Origin of the sequence: Nostoc sp. (assembly GCF_036917815.1) — a bacterium.
GTDB lineage: Bacteria > Cyanobacteriota > Cyanobacteriia > Cyanobacteriales > Nostocaceae > Nostoc.
This window is the reverse complement of sequence record NZ_JBALEK010000044.1, coordinates 1-15,688: the sequence shown is the minus strand read 5'-3', so window position 1 is coordinate 15,688 and position 15,688 is coordinate 1. Positions and strand designations below refer to the sequence as shown.

The 15,688-nt window shown below is 42.9% G+C and carries 11 protein-coding genes; 5 read left to right on the top strand and 6 right to left on the bottom strand.

Translation table 11 applies throughout. The features are described 5' to 3' along the window. Window positions 1-122: 122 nt before the first annotated feature. The 4 genes from V7K97_RS13160 to V7K97_RS13145 all read left to right on the top strand — a co-directional run bounded on the left by V7K97_RS13160 (window position 123) and on the right by V7K97_RS13145 (window position 4,306). Window positions 123-272 (top strand): hypothetical protein, encoded by a 150-nt coding sequence (locus V7K97_RS13160; protein ID WP_334801478.1) that lies wholly within the window; start codon window positions 123-125, stop codon window positions 270-272. 123 nt (window positions 273-395) lie between these two features. After that, a complete protein-coding gene (ilvD, locus tag V7K97_RS13155; protein WP_334801477.1) occupies window positions 396-2,081 on the top strand; it encodes a dihydroxy-acid dehydratase in 1,686 nt (561 codons plus the stop codon). 441 nt (window positions 2,082-2,522) lie between these two features. Continuing rightward, the gene (locus V7K97_RS13150; RefSeq protein WP_334801475.1) at window positions 2,523-2,900 is read left to right on the top strand and encodes a hypothetical protein; all 378 of its coding nucleotides are present in this window, start codon (window positions 2,523-2,525) and stop codon (window positions 2,898-2,900) included. 32 nt (window positions 2,901-2,932) lie between these two features. Further along, entirely contained in the window at window positions 2,933-4,306 is a 1,374-nt protein-coding gene (locus V7K97_RS13145; protein WP_334801473.1) for a caspase family protein, read from the top strand. Between the two features lie 158 nt (window positions 4,307-4,464). Here V7K97_RS13145 and V7K97_RS13140 read toward each other — a convergent pair whose 3' ends face one another. The 6 genes from V7K97_RS13140 to V7K97_RS13115 all read right to left on the bottom strand — a co-directional run bounded on the left by V7K97_RS13140 (window position 4,465) and on the right by V7K97_RS13115 (window position 14,690). Continuing rightward, window positions 4,465-4,686, bottom strand: coding sequence for a type II toxin-antitoxin system HicA family toxin (locus tag V7K97_RS13140; protein ID WP_334801471.1), 222 nt, complete (start codon window positions 4,684-4,686; stop codon window positions 4,465-4,467). Next, the gene (locus V7K97_RS13135) at window positions 4,683-4,892 is read right to left on the bottom strand and encodes a type II toxin-antitoxin system HicB family antitoxin (protein WP_334801470.1); all 210 of its coding nucleotides are present in this window, start codon (window positions 4,890-4,892) and stop codon (window positions 4,683-4,685) included. The genes V7K97_RS13140 and V7K97_RS13135 overlap by 4 nt, the downstream gene beginning before the upstream one ends. 57 nt (window positions 4,893-4,949) lie before the next feature. After that, complete coding sequence (locus tag V7K97_RS13130; protein WP_334801469.1) at window positions 4,950-5,714, bottom strand: Uma2 family endonuclease; 765 nt, start codon at window positions 5,712-5,714, stop codon at window positions 4,950-4,952. Between the two features lie 36 nt (window positions 5,715-5,750). Continuing rightward, entirely contained in the window at window positions 5,751-6,389 is a 639-nt protein-coding gene (locus V7K97_RS13125) for a Uma2 family endonuclease (protein WP_334801467.1), read from the bottom strand. Window positions 6,390-6,722: 333 nt separating this feature from the next. Next, window positions 6,723-8,639, bottom strand: a complete 1,917-nt coding sequence (locus V7K97_RS13120) for a sensor histidine kinase (protein ID WP_334801466.1) — start codon at window positions 8,637-8,639, stop codon at window positions 6,723-6,725. Between the two features lie 81 nt (window positions 8,640-8,720). Continuing rightward, window positions 8,721-14,690 (bottom strand): trifunctional serine/threonine-protein kinase/ATP-binding protein/sensor histidine kinase, encoded by a 5,970-nt coding sequence (locus tag V7K97_RS13115; RefSeq protein ID WP_334801465.1) that lies wholly within the window; start codon window positions 14,688-14,690, stop codon window positions 8,721-8,723. A 193-nt stretch (window positions 14,691-14,883) separates the two neighbouring features. Between V7K97_RS13115 and V7K97_RS13110 the strand changes: the two genes are divergently transcribed. Then, window positions 14,884-15,609 carry a pyridoxine 5'-phosphate synthase gene (locus tag V7K97_RS13110; protein WP_334801464.1) on the top strand — a complete coding sequence of 242 codons (726 nt, stop codon included), beginning with the start codon at window positions 14,884-14,886 and terminating at the stop codon, window positions 15,607-15,609. The last annotated feature ends 79 nt before the right edge of the window (window positions 15,610-15,688 follow it).

The window sequence follows — 15,688 nt, the reverse complement described above, 5'->3', positions numbered from 1 at the left end:
TGCAAACGTGTTGAGTCTGGGAACCTGTGCAAGCAGGATATTAAGATTGCAAAGTCTTAAGAATCTCCGCACCTTCAGGTCGGAGAGTGTCAAGATAAAAGTTCATAGTGCAACTATGAACTATGCCAAAACGGATCACTATAGCCACACATTTAAATATTTCCGAGTTAGAACAGGTTTACCGTCAGGCAAAAGACGGAGTAGAAAGTCGTCAATGTCAGATTATATGGACTTCCGCGAACGGCGACGAAACCAACTCCGACCAATATTAGCCAGCTAATTAGGGAGTGGGTTGGTTGAGAAGTAATCCTGGTTCTCTCATTGCGCCGCTTATGCATGAGAAAATCAGATAATACAATCGCAACAGTTGCGATGATGCCAGGGAAGGAAAAAAGATGTCGGAGAATTTGAGAAGCCGAATTGTGACGCAAGGGGTGCAGCGATCCCCAAATCGAGCTATGCTGCGTGCAGTTGGTTTTAAAGACGAAGATTTCAATAAAGCCATTGTCGGTATTGCCAATGGCTACAGTACAATCACTCCCTGTAATATGGGGATAAATCAACTGGCACAAAGGGCAGAGGTGGGGATTAAAACCGCCGGGGCAATGCCGCAAGTGTTCGGCACAATTACCATTAGCGATGGGATTTCGATGGGAACCGAAGGGATGAAATATTCCCTAGTGTCGCGGGAAGTCATCGCTGATTCCATTGAAACCGCCTGTACCGGACAAAGTATGGATGGTGTACTAGCCATTGGTGGCTGTGATAAGAATATGCCAGGAGCAATGTTAGCGATCGCGCGGATGAATATCCCGGCAATATTCGTTTACGGTGGCACCATTAAACCCGGTCACTACAACGGACGCGATTTAACCGTTGTCAGTTCTTTTGAAGCTGTTGGTCAATACAGTGCCGGAAAAATTGACGAAAAGGAATTATTAGAAGTTGAAAGTCTCGCTTGTCCTGGCGCTGGTTCCTGTGGGGGAATGTTTACCGCTAACACCATGTCTTCAGCATTTGAAGCCCTGGGAATGAGTTTGCCCTATTCTTCCACAATGGCAGCCGAAGATGCCGAAAAAGCTGACAGTACGGAAAAATCAGCTTATGTGTTAGTCGAAGCCATTCGCAAACAAATCTTACCTCGCCAAATTATCACCCGCAAATCTATAGAGAATGCCATCTCTGTGATTATGGCGGTGGGTGGTTCGACCAATGCAGTGTTGCATTTTTTAGCGATCGCCCGCGCTGCTGATGTAGAGTTAACACTAGATGACTTTGAAACTATCCGCGCCCGTGTTCCCGTTTTGTGCGATTTAAAACCAAGTGGTAAATATGTCGCTACAGATTTACACAAAGCTGGTGGCATACCCCAAGTAATGAAGATGTTACTTGTCCATGACTTATTACACGGTGATAGCCTCACCATTAGCGGCCAAACAATTGCAGAGATATTAGCAGACATCCCAGAAGAACCATCCGCCAACCAAGATGTGATTCGGACTTGGAATAACCCTATGTATGCTCAAGGACATTTAGCTATTCTCAGAGGTAATCTGGCAACAGAAGGGGCTGTCGCCAAAATTACCGGGGTGAAAAAACCAGTAATTACCGGACCTGCACGGGTGTTTGAATCGGAAGAAGCCTCTTTAGATGCGATTTTGGCGGGTAAGATTCAAGCTGGTGATATTCTCGTTATCCGCTATGAAGGCCCCAAGGGCGGACCGGGGATGCGAGAAATGTTGGCTCCCACCTCAGCAATTATCGGTGCTGGTTTGGGTGATGCTGTGGCATTAATTACCGACGGACGCTTTTCTGGCGGTACTTATGGTATGGTGGTTGGTCATGTGGCGCCAGAAGCAGCAGTTGGTGGTGCGATCGCTCTGATCGAAGAAGGCGATAGTATTACTATTAATGCACCGGCGCGTTTATTGCAATTGAATATATCCGAAGCAGAATTAGCCCGTCGTCGTGCTAATTGGCAACCTCCGGCTCCTCGTTACACTAAAGGCGTGTTGGCGAAATATGCGAAATTGGTATCTTCTAGCAGCGTTGGTGCTGTAACAGATTTGGATTTGTTTTAACTAAGCTGATCGTGATGTCAAGTACCTACACTGTACAGTTCGGTACAGTGTAGGCTTCTCAATTTATTCAAAGTATGGATATAGAATATAACGCCCCAGAAGTTCTGTGTATGGGGTGAAATGACTATGGCAATACAGTTCAGATAAGCCAAAAACACTTGTAGAGACGGCGATTTATCGCGTCTCGAAAACCAAAAATTGTTGCCAGTAGCCCTTAACCCAAGCGTATTGATGACTGTGGGAATTATAACTAACTATCCGAACACGATATTAGATTTTGAGCGATCGCCCCTGCTTATACTAATTTTTACCTAAATTTTATGAATTTTTGTAAAAATCTTGAAGAAATTTCAGGAAATCTACATAGCCGATATGATGTCAATAGAGAAATCACGGAAATATAGTTGACAGTCAACTACTTAAAACCGAAAAGGGTACAAAATGAGTTTTGAATCTAACGTCAAGTTAACGATCGCTCTTTCTAATCCAGACTTAGATGCAGAAGAGCAAGAACGGGAAACGCGGAATCTACTACGAGAGATCAGAGATTTAGATGTGGAAAGTGCTGAACTTGTAGCAGTTGCACAAACTCCTCCAGGATCAAAGGCGTTTGGGGTTTTTCTGCTGGGAGTGTTGCAGACAGAGGTGAGTATTGCCAATTTTAAGAAATTGTTGGGATTTTTGGGCGATCGCTTGGGTAATAAACCAATAGAGTTGGAAGTAGAAGCCAACGGTAAAAAGCTGAAAATTAAAGCCAGCAGCCAAGAAGAATTAACAGCAGCGCTGGAAGCCGCCCAAAGGTTTGTAGCTACAGCTTGAGAAAGTCTATTAATAAAAGAGAGGATAACAGGATGGCAAGGGTAGCACTTCTTATCGGAGTCAGCGAGTATGAGCCTGGTCTTAACCCATTACCAGCCTCAATCAATGATATGCAAGGGATCGCCCAAGTTTTACAGCATCCTGAAATGGGCGGATTTGCTGAACTAGACATCCAAAAACTGGAGAATCCCGATCCTCAAAAAATGCAGGAAGCGATCGAGACGTTGTTTGGCGATCGTAGCAAAGATGACCTTGTAGTACTTTACTTCTCCGGTCACGGTATTAAAGACGAGAATGGTAAACTTCACCTAGCTACTCGCTTTACCCGCAAAAATCCTCAAGGAAGGCTGATCAAATCAACTGCTGTTCCTGCCAGTTTTGTCCAAGACATTATGAGTGAAAGCCGCTCTAGGCGACAAGTCATAATTCTTGATTGCTGCTTTAGTGGGGCATTTCCTGAAGGTTGGTCAGCTAAAGATGATGGTTCTGTTAATATTCAAGTTGAAATGGGAGGAGAAGGGCGAGTTGTTCTCAGTTCTTCCACTGCAACTCAGTATTCTTTCGAGCAATCGGGAGAAAATCTTTCGATTTATACCCGTTATCTGATTGAAGGTATTGAAACAGGTGCCGCAGATCAAGATAACGATGGTGAGATTTCAATTGATGAGTTGCATGAGTACGCCAAAAAGAAAGTTCAAGAAGCATCTCCAGCGATGCGGCCAGGAATCTCTGCATTCAGAGAAGGATTCAAAATCTTTTTGGCCAAAGCACCAATTGGCAATCCAAAACTGAGGTATCGCAAAGAAGTAGAGATTTATGCCAGCCGGGGCGAGATTCCGATTATTGGTCGCAAAATATTAGATGCCCAACGTGACAATTTGGGATTGCTTCCTGAAGAAGTTGCTGCAATTGAAGCTGAGGTTTTAAAACCTTATCAGGAGTACAAGCAAAAATTGCACCAATATGAGCAGGCATTAGTTGATGAGATTAAAAGAGAGTTTCCTTTGAGTGATTACACTCGTCATGATTTAGAGCGTTATCAAGAAATGTTAGCAATTAATAAAAAAGATGCGGAATCAATTGAGACAAGACTAATTGCAGAAGAAGCCACACATCAACCTATTAACTTTTCTGAGGCTCCACCATCAGTACAGCCAAATCATCGTGTGGAAATACCTTCTCAGATAAAGTTCTCTTCATCAAATCAAACAACGATACCAAAAGCCCATAATCCCAAACTGAAAAGGATCAGGTGGATAATTGCTGTGTCTTGCTTTATTGTTGTCGGGTTTTTTGTCCTTGTGGGACTTAGCGAGCTTTCTAGCGGTAATAGTTCAGCTTTTATTGGATGCTTATTTCTCAGCATTCCTTTGATGTGGTTAGGTACTTCTATGTGGAAACCTTAAATATTTTTACTGCACTTTTATTTTGACTAAAATACACATTTTTTGAGACAACCAGTGCGATGATCGTTAAATATAGAAATAAAAAAACTGATTTAATGCTGGCGATCGCACTTGTTAATTCTGATATTTCAAAATAGCGATCGCACTCAGTTTTTAATTTATAACAACTCGATAAACTCATCAACACTTAGCCCAACCTGTCTAATAATTGCCCGTAAAGTTCCTTTGTCTAATTCTTGATGATTTGGAACTACCACTTCCGCAAATGGCTCATCTCGACGTAAAATAATGTGGCTTCCACGTTGTCGTAAAATATAAAAACCAGCCTTTCCCAAAGCTTTAATGCATCCTTGACCAGAAATTATTGGCAACTTGCTCATACATCGACCAAAACTGTTTCCAAGTTATCTTCTGGAATAGGACGACCTTCTTCTTTTAACACTTCAATATATAACTCAATAGCTTCCTTGATATTGCCAATAGCTTCTGTTTTCGTCTTCCCTTGGCTAATACAAGCAGGTAAGCTAGGACATTCAGCTACCCAACAATCATCTTCTCCTGGATAGATAATAACTTGTCTCTTCATCTATTCCTCCTACAACTCAAAACTGTATTCCAAACAAATCAAAAAAGCCAAAATCTCTTACAACAAATCTGGATTTTCCCCTAGTTCTCTCAATCTAGCCGCTAAACGAGCCACCTGTGCAGCCGCCGCTTCTTCTCGTACAGCAGCCGCTTCTACTTCTGCAACTGCGGCTTGTGCTTGGAAAGCAGCAGCTTCATCTGGTAACAAAACCAAATTCCCAGCTACATCATAAAACCGCAACCATACCGCCGTTTCTCTGTCTATTGTTCCTTCATAGGTTCCCAACCATAAACTTAACTTTTGACACCATAGCCAACCACGCTCATTCGGTGTCAAAGATTGATATTGCTGATCGTGATCTAAATGCCACCCTTGCAAAGAAGTCGAATCAAAGGGATCATAGACAAAATAATCTGAAGTATGAAAAGTTTGTTCGTAAAGGTCTTTCTTAACAGTCTGATCTATTTTGGCTGTAGATGGTGACATTAATTCTACAATCACATCAGGATAACGACCGTTTTCTTCCCACACTACCCAACCTTGACGAGAATTAGTCCCGTCCACATTCAAGACAGCAAAGAAATCGGGGCCACGGAAATCCTGGTTACGTACTTGGGCGCTGCTGTAATAAATAAACATATTGCCCCCAGTAAAAAAATCATTGCGATCAGCCCAAGCTTGTTGCAATGACCGAATCAAGACATTCATAGCAATACGGTGGCGATTTGATTCCAAGGGTTCTCCGTCATCAAAAATTAAATCTGTGGGCGGTGTGGGGTGTTCCCAGTCTAGAATGGCTCTTGGGTTGTTTTCGGTAGTCATGAGCGATCGCCTTTCTCAGAAAGCCTTAGATTTCTATCATAAATTATTCTTCACCCAATCTCGAAAATTACGCATAGCTTGACTTCTCCCAATTGTTAAACACTGCTGAACATATTCATTAACTAATTCAACAATTGGGATATTAGGAAAATTAGGACTAGATTGAGATTTAATATACTTTCCTTCTTGTAGAACCGAAATTTCTAAACCTTGTTGTGTATGTCGCCAAAGTTCAGAAACTCCCAAAATTTCATAGTTTTCAAATCGAGTGCGAGAAGTAATATCAATTTCAATTGCTAAATCTGGTGGTGGATCTATATTTAAATCAATGCGATTTTTCCCAATTACAGCAGCTTGATTTTGAATATAAAAACTGGTATCTGGTTCCACTGCTTGCTGCGATCGCTCATTTTTTAGTGTTGTGGAACCAAAAGGCTCAAAATCAATTTGGAGTTTGTCTAATAAAATTCTCACTAACTCACCAATATATTCTTTATCTTTTTCGTGTTCGGGTAGAGGAACCATAATTTCTAACCAGCCATGACTATAAGAAATACGTGCTGCACGCTTTTCTCCCATTTCTGCCAAAATATTTTCTAACTGCTGCCAACTAATATCTTTGAGCAACGTTTGTTGACCCGGCTTAACAATAATTTGTTGCAGTTTTAAAAGCATATCACCTCAGAGAGTTGATGTAGTAACGGTTGTGTTGAGCAGATTTGATTTACAAATCAACTTTCTTAAAGCATATCGCCTCTGAGCATGAGTGGGGAGTATCTCACTTTTATAAAAAGCCCTAGCGAATGGAATTCGCGGCTACACAGACAAAACCCGCCTACGCGGGTTTCCAATTTCTTAAGTCCGCGCAGACGGACTTCGTTTTGAAATATTTCTTTCTAATGGAGCTTTCCTCCCAGTTATTCGGATGTCAAAGCAGATATAAAATTATTATTTTGTTTTTAAAATAAAGCTGTTTATATATTTTAATTCCAATGTTGTCAGGAATTTTTAATTTGTACTTTTTAAAGGAATACGGATGGTAAACTCTGTTCCGCATCCTGGGGTAGAATCAACTTCAATAGTTCCTTTATGTTTGTCTACAACAATTTGATAGGCGATCGCCATTCCTAATCCGATTCCTTTACCCACAGGTTTTGTAGTAAACATGTGGTCAAATACCCGATGTCTCACATCCTCGGACATCCCAATCCCATTATCGTAAATTTGAACGATCGCATAATCACTTGATTTGTCAATTTGCGTTTGCAGCTTAATTTGATTAGGATGACTTTTAAGTTCCTCAGAACTGCGTTTGGGGCTGGCTTCTTCTAATGCGTCGATCGCATTCACCAGAACATTCATAAACACCTGATTAAGTTGCCCTGCGTAGCATTCTACTAGGGGTAAATCACCGTATTTCTTGAGGATCTGAATTTCTGGTTGGTTAGGCGTAGCTGTCAGACGATGGTTGAGAATCATCAGAGTGTTGTCTAATCCTTCATTAATATCTACAGATTTCATGTCTGCTTCATCGAGGCGGGAGAAATTACGCAGCGACAGCACAATTTCACGAATGCGCTTGGTTCCTACCTGCATTGATCTCATTAGCTTGGGTAAATCTTCTGCCAGAAACTCAATATCAAGGTCTTGGGCGCGATCGCTAATTTCTGGCGTAGGATTTGGGTAGGCTTGTTCATAAAGCTTTAGCAAATCGAGGATACCTTCACTGTATTCACTGGCATGGTTGAGGTTGGCATGGATAAAATTGGCCGGATTATTGATTTCGTGTGCCACCCCAGCAACTAGTTGTCCCAGGCTAGACATTTTTTCGGTGTGGATGAGTTGAGCTTGGGTATTTTGCAATTCTTTCAAGGTTTTGCTGAGTTCCTGCGCCTGCTGACTAGAAATAAAGGCGCGATCGCGAATCTGTTCATATAGTTGCACCTGTCGCCATGCACTGATCAAGCCAACCACTAGCAATCCTCCCAGAACCGTAGCTAAAAGATTCAACGCCTGTAATGGCGATTCAATATTTTCTTGTGGCACAACTAAAGCTACCGACCAATTTGCTTCATGAAGCGGGGTGTAAGCAACATAATTCCACTGACCATCTAGTTGAGCCAATTCAATATTAGTGTGTTGAGCTACCATCTTTTGAGTGATTTTTGCCAACTGGGGATTAGGCGAATTCAGGAAACTCTCGGCGGCTTTTTCAGGTGTACCAATCAGTCGGATGTCGGGATGGGCAATGGGAACTCCTTGAGAATTGATGGCAAAGGCATAGCTACCATTACCTTGATGTAAATTACCGATCACCTCAACTACGCGATTAATCGGAATCCCACCCATCAACACACCTGCTGGTTTTGTGCCTGTTTCAGCAGGAATCGGCGAACTAATCTGAATCTGTAACTGATTGCTTGTACGTCCAATAATGGGATCGGCGGCTAATGTTTCACCTGCCATACTGTGCTGAAAAAATTCTCGATCTTTGACGCTTGTCCGACCTTCCTGAGTATTAATTAATGCACCATCTGGTGTAATTAGCGCCATGAGCAAAAATGTTTGCATTCGCTTCACCTCAGATTGCAAGTAAGGTTCCGTCATAGACCAATCCATTGATCGCACTACAGCAGAATTTGCCAGAGTTTTAATTTCTGTCTTCCGAATGGCTAACCAGTTATCAATATCATTTTGACCTTGTTGTGTTTTTAACAACACTTGCTGCTTAAGACTATCGAGCAACAACCCTCTGACAATTTTGTAACTAATAATAGCGGTGACGCTAATACTAAGGGACAAAATCACCAAGATTGATAGTAATATGAAATTACGCGATCGGCATTTCAATGAGTAGTGATTTTTGTCCATTTGATTATACCGTCGGGGGTTGAAAATCAACCAGCCTTTGCGTAATTTGAGCATTATAAAGTTATTTGCTAGAAGTTAAAATTTAAAAGGCAAAAATGAAGAGTGCTGAGTCAGGTAGAAAGTACTCATAACTCTTTATTGTTGTTGAGTAGAGATTTGAATGACAAACTCTGTGCCCTGTCCAAGTTCTGAAGTGCAGGAGAGAGAACCGCCATGTGCTTCCACTATAATTTGACGAGCGATCGCTAATCCCAATCCCGTGCCTTTTCCTACGGGTTTAGTGGTGAACAAATGGTCAAACACTCGTTGCTTGACTTCTGGTGACATCCCTACCCCGTTGTCAGCAATCTTAATCAAAACGTGCTGACCTGATTCGGCTATACGAGTTTGAATGGTGATGCAATTGGGATTGGCTAGAATGGCTTCCAAACTGTGATCTGTATTATATTGTTCGAGTGCATCAATGGCATTTGCTAACAAGTTCATAAACACCTGATTAAGTTGTCCAGCAAAGCATTCAACTAAGGGTAGTTTGCCATAATTTTTGACCACCTCAATTGCCGGACGGTTTTCGTTAGCTTTTAAACGGTGTCTGAGAATCAGAATCGTGCTGTCAATGCCTTCGTGAATATCAAAGGGAACTTTATAATCCTTATCTGCTCTGGAGAAAGTTCGCAAACTGGTACTGATACTGCGGATACGGCTAACACCCAATTTCATCGAATCCAGCAATTTAGGTAAATCTTCGCGTAAATAATTCAGGTCTATGCCATTAATTTCGTCTTCAATATCTGAGCCAGGATTAGGAAACTTCTCTTGATAAAGGTTAATTAGTCCAAACAAATCCTTGACATAATCTCTAGCTGGTTCTAAGTTGCCGGCAATAAAGCCAACAGGATTATTGATTTCATGGGCAACACCCGCTACCAGATTACCAAGGGCAGACATTTTTTCACCCTGTACTAATTGTAATTGCATGGTTTGGAGTTCTTGCAAAGCTTGTTCTAATTGTTGCTTTTGTTCTTGCAGCAATTGTTGTGCTTCCTGGCGTTCGGTGATGTCTTCAGATGTGCCAAGAATGCCAAAAATATTTCCTTCTCGATCTCGTAGGGGAATTTTATTTGTATTCGACCATGTTTGTTTTCCGTCTACTTTCTGGATGGTTTCAATAATGCTGAATTCAGCTTGTTCAGACTCGAGAATGCGGCGATCGCGCCCTACATAATAATCTGATTTTTCCCGAATCCAGGGAAGGTCATAGTCTGTTTTACCAATAACATTTTCTGGCGCTCCTACACCCGAAATTTCAGCAAAGTTCTGGTTACATCCTAAATAAACACTATTGCAGTCTTTCCAGAAAACAGATTGGGGAATATTGTCGATAATTAACCGCAAGCATTGTTCAGTCTGTCCCAGATTTTCGAGAGTATCTTGTGCTTGTTGATAAAGTCGGGCGTTTTCTAGGGAGATTGCAGCTTGAGTGCATAATAGATTGAGAATTTCAACGCGATCGCTCGTAAACACCCCTGTAGTAAGATTGTTTTCTAAATACAAAATCCCCAACAGTTTGCCTTGATGCAGAATCGGGGTACACAGCAAGCTTTTGGGTTGCTGACGGATGATGTAGGGATCGGCTATTAGCGCCGGATGCACTGTTGCATTAATGATAACCGTAGGCTGTAGGCTGCGTTTGACGGTGTAAATTAGGCTATGGGGAACGTCTGCGCTATCTTCCACAAAAATGGACTGTAACACCGTTGATTGTTGCCCAACTTGAGCAGTCGCCTCAATTAGCAATCTATCTTCTTTAAGCAGGAGTAACGCACACTTATCTGCTCCAGCATTTTCAATCACCACTTGCAACAGCTTCGTAAGTAATTTATCTAGTTCAATTTCACTGGAGAGAGTCTGAGAGGCTTTGAGAACTGTTGCCAAATCTAGCATTAGGGATACACTACTACTAGAAGTTACTGATTTATTAATACTTGAGTGCAAGGTAGTAATGCTGTCAATCTTGGCGATTGTCTCATTGGGCGTAAGTAGCGATACTCTTTCAGAGTCACTTCGTGAACGCATCTGTTGTAAAATCGGGGCTAGCAGTTGTGGATAACGCTGTTCTAAATCATCGACTTTGGCTTTAGCACCCCAGCGAGTGTAACAATAATAAGCATTAATCAAATACTCTTGGGCAATGCGTTCTTTGCCCCATTCTAAATAAAACTTGGCTGCAAGTTCGTTGGCGAGAGCTTCTTCGTTGAGATATTCGTTTTCTTTAGCTTTAGCAATGGCGCGATCGTAATACTCAATTGCCTCTAGTTTCGCCCCCAAGACTCGACATTTTTCTGCAACTAGTAAAGCATGGCGGTGAGCCTGATTGCTGGGTGCATGATCTGCCCAGTTCCTGAGTTTTTCTTGATGCTCTGTTACCCGCTCTATAATGCTTGTTTGCTCTGTCTCACTGGCAGTTGCATAAACCGCTAATCGAACTAGTGCATCATAGAAATAGAAGATTGGAATGTGCATGAGTCCTCTCCCAGCACCTAAATACTGTTCCGTTAGTCTGGCGTTTTCTAATGCCTGTTCATAGCGTTGGAACAGGTAGGAGAGGAGCATTTTATTGATATAAATCTGAAATAGTGCTGTCACATCATTGGTTTTGAGGTGAAGCTGAATCATTTCACGCTCATTATAGTGTTCGCTATGCAACCGATCGGGTTCATCCCTAGTCTCCAGCAGATTGAGTACAGCTTGATAGTAGATACTTTGCTTCTGGAGATAGGTATCCTGGCGCAATTGCTGCATCACCTGGCGATGAGCTTCCATTGTTTGTCTGAGAGAAAATAGTTCCTGACTGCTGAAATAGGCAGTCAAGCTATAACCAAGAAGACTTAGGGCGATATATTGAATATCTCCGATTTCTAATCCACTGGAATAGGCTTTTAGATACCCTTCCAAAGTATCTTTTGCAGGTTCTTGCCAATGTCTGAGGAAGTTGTTGAAGGCAAAAATGGTTTTAGCGGTTAACTCAGGAGCATGGATATGTTGCAGTAGCTTCATCCCCAGTTGTCCAAACCGATAGCCCGCCTCAATATCTCCCAACACAACCAGCAATGTCAACCCGTACATCACATAGCCATGAGTCGATTCTGGTGCATTCCCATACTGCACAGATAAATCGACATGAGCAAGGATGATCAGAGGTAATAAGTCTGGGGCAGCTTGAAAGGCAGCAGAAAGAACGCTGGATAGAATGACCATTGCCGCTTTTTTGTCCGGTGCAGTCATTTGGGGTAATTCCAGGAAAGATTCCATTGACCTATCGTTGAGTAAGATTTGGGTATGCTTAAGTGCCTGTTCGATGTCTGCTGGGGTGGGTTGCTCTGGCAGATGCACTCCCAGATGCTTTAGGACTTCTCGTGCTAGTCGCAAGGCTTCTAGCTGCTGATTTTGGGCAATGCAAGCTTGGATTTTAATGTTGTAGATATTTGCTCGATCCAGCCAGGATTGGGCATGATTCAGTACCATCTCAGCTAACTGTTCCATCTGTTCAAAATGGGTGCAGAGGTAAGCTGATTCTGTTGCTCCTTCATACAAGATGAGGGCGAGATTGTATTGGCTGTGCCAGCAATTAGCCGTTAGCATAGCAATACCGATGTTGAAATAGTCCAAAGCTGCTGCGTAAGCTGTTGCACCCTTAGCTTTATGCCCAGCCGCCAAGTTTAACTGCGCGAGTTCCTGTTGCTCTTGCTCATCACTAATTAAAGCAGCCCCTTGATTGAGGTGGTTGACGATCGCAAAAATTTTTTCATCTCGTTCATTTGCAGTCGTGGCTTGTTGCAGCAAACGCCCAATGTGCAGGTGAGTAACTTGCTTTTGGTTGTCAGGAATTAGTGAATAGGCAGCTTGCTGAATGCGATCGTGAAGAAATTTGTAGCTGATGTTTATTTGTCCATAGTCGTTGTAACTATTTACTAATGAATGCTGTTGATAAAACTTGTAAACATCACTGGTAGGAATGATCAATCCTTCTTGGAGTGCTTTCCATAACTCATCTGCCGTTGTGGCCTCAGACTGTTCATAGACGATCGCTAATGTGGCTAAATCAAAAGAGTTTCCCACACAAGCCGCTAATTTCAAAACTTCTTGAGTCGGTGTTGGCAACTTTTCAAGTTGAATTGCCATGAACTCTACTACATCATCGGTCAGAGCGAGCGATCGCACCTGAGCAATCTCACATTCCCAATAACCACCGTCAAAATTAAATGTAATTAGTTGATCTTGATGTAGCGCTTTGAGAAACTGGGTGCAGAAAAAAGGATTGCCTTTGGTTTTGCTCAATACTAACTCTGTTAATGGTGCAGCTAACACTAGGGAACAACTCAATGTATCTGCAACCAAATGATTGATAGAAATCTGCTCAAGGGGAGCTAAGGTAATTGTATTGACTGTAGCACCTAACTTCTGAATCTCTGCTAAAGTTAGCATCAGAGGATGTACTAGGTTGACTTCGTTATCTCGATAAGCACCAATTAATAGTAGATAGCGGATGTCAGCTTCTCTCATTAACAAATGCATTAAATTTAAGGAAGCAGAATCGGCCCATTGCAGATCATCAATAAAGATTACCAATGGATGTTCTAATGCAGCGAAGACTTGAGTGAATTTCAAAAACAGCAAATTGAAGCGATTTTGTGCCGCACTCCCAGAGAGTTTCGGCGCAGGAGGCTGTTTACCAATCATACTTTCCAGTTCGGGAATCACCTCAATCATCACTTGTCCGTTCTCACCCAAAGCAGAGAGAATTTTGCACTTCCACTGCTCAAATTGAGCGTCAGTTTCAGTTAACAGTTGCCCGATTAAATCTCGAAAAGCTTGCACAAAGGCAGAGAAAGGGATGTTGCGCCCGAACTGGTCAAATTTACCTTTAATGAAATAACCCCGTTGTCGCACAATTGGCTTGTGGACTTCGTTAACCACAGCAGTTTTGCCAATGCCAGAGAAGCCTGCTACCAACATAATTTCAGTGCTTCCCTGACTGACTCTCTCAAAGGCATCCAGTAAGCTTTGAACTTCGCCTTGGCGACCGTAGAGTTTTTCTGGGATGATGAAGCGATCGCAAATATCCCTCTGTGCAATCGGGAAACTCTCAATTCTACCCGTGTTCTTCAGTTTCTCTAAGCATTGTTCTAAATCAAATTTCAGCCCTAATGCACTCTGATAGCGATCTTCAGCATTTTTCGCCATCAATTTTATCACAATGTCTGACAACACTTGCGGAATTTCCTCTTCCCCCCTGCGCCCTGCCCCCTGCCCCCTGCCTCCTGCCTCCTGCCCCCTGCCTCCTGCCCCCTGCCCCCTGCCCCCTGCCCCCTGCCCCCTGCCTCTTAATTGCTCCGGTTGCTTGGCGATATGACAGTGAACCAACTCCATCGGATCGTGAGACTGGAAAGGTAGGTGTCCAGCCAGCAGTTCAAAGAAGGTAACGCCGAGGGAATAGTAATCACTGCGATAGTCAATTCCGCGATTCATCCGCCCGGTTTGTTCCGGGGAAAGGTAGGCGAGAGTACCTTCTAAAACATTAGGACTGTAAATTTCTTGGGTTTCTCTAGGTAAAAGAGAAGCAATGCTAAAGTCAATCAACTTGACTTGCTTAGTTTCCGGGTTAATCAGGATGTTGGCAGGCTTAATGTCTTTGTGGATAACCCGATGGTGATAGAGTCCGTCAAGAATATTGCTCAGAGCGATCGCAACATCCAAGAACTCTGTCAAAGTATATTGGTTGTCCCCCATTTCTCTGTTCATCCAATCTCTAAGGGAAATACCGCCAAAATCCTCCATCACCAAAGCATAGCTGTTGCGGTAAGGTTCCAGGCTGTAGGGACGAACAATACCAGGGAGGTCAATATTTTTGGCGATCGTGTACTGATTGCGGAATAGCAGCAGTTCGTTGAAGGTAGGATATTCCTGCTGGAGCAGCTTGATGACGACCGGAATTAGATCACCCTCTCGAATTGCACGGTAAACTAAGGTTCTAGAGCCTGCATAAAGTTGTTCGCTAATTCGATAGTTTAAAAGCTTGTCCATCGGCTCAACTGCTGTATTCATACTTCATCAACTATTGTTAAATCAGCTACTTGTTTAAAGTAGTTTGCCCAAAAATCAGCTTTTGCTAACTCAGTTTTCTTTTAGGCGACGCCGAATAGCCCGTCGTAGACATCGCGTTTAACTCTCAAGTAAAACTTCCACTATTTCCGGTAAAATCAAGTTCTGAGGACTGTGGATTTGGGAGAAATTTGGGGTGCCTACACTTGGCGTTAACATTGACCACATCGCCACCATCCGGCAAGCGCGGCAGACGGTGGAACCAGACCCCGTAGCGGCGGCGGTGCTGGCAGAATTAGGCGGTGCAGATGGAATTACGGTGCATCTGCGCGAAGATCGGCGGCACATCCAAGACCGGGATGTGCGGATATTGCGGCAAACAGTGCGATCGCATCTTAATTTAGAAATGGCCGCTACAGATGAAATGCTAGCGATCGCTCTCGATATCAAACCAGATTACGTGACTTTAGTCCCCGAAAAGCGCGAAGAAGTCACAACAGAAGGCGGACTAGATATTATCGGTAAAATTGCTAGAATAGGTGAGATAGTTGATAAATTGCAAAGCGCTAACATTCCAGTTAGTTTATTTATCGACGCAGAGCCAGCACAAATCGAAGCATCTGTCAAGGTACAGGCGCGGTTTATTGAATTGCACACCGGACAATACGCTGAGGCTAAAGATGAGACAAATCGCCACCGAGAATTAGCCATATTAGCTAAAGGGTGTGAACAAGCGATTAAATCTGGATTGCGAGTCAACGCAGGACATGGACTCACCTACTGGAACGTCTATCCCGTCGCTGGGCTTCCAGGTATGGAAGAACTGAATATTGGTCATACCATCATCAGTCGGGCAGCATTAGTAGGTATAGAAAGGGCAGTCCGCGAGATGAAACAAGCTATAAGGGGGAATAGGGAATAGGGAATAGGGAATAGGGAATAGGGAATAGGGAATAGGGAATAGGGAATAGGGAATAGGGAATAGGGAATAGGGAATAGGG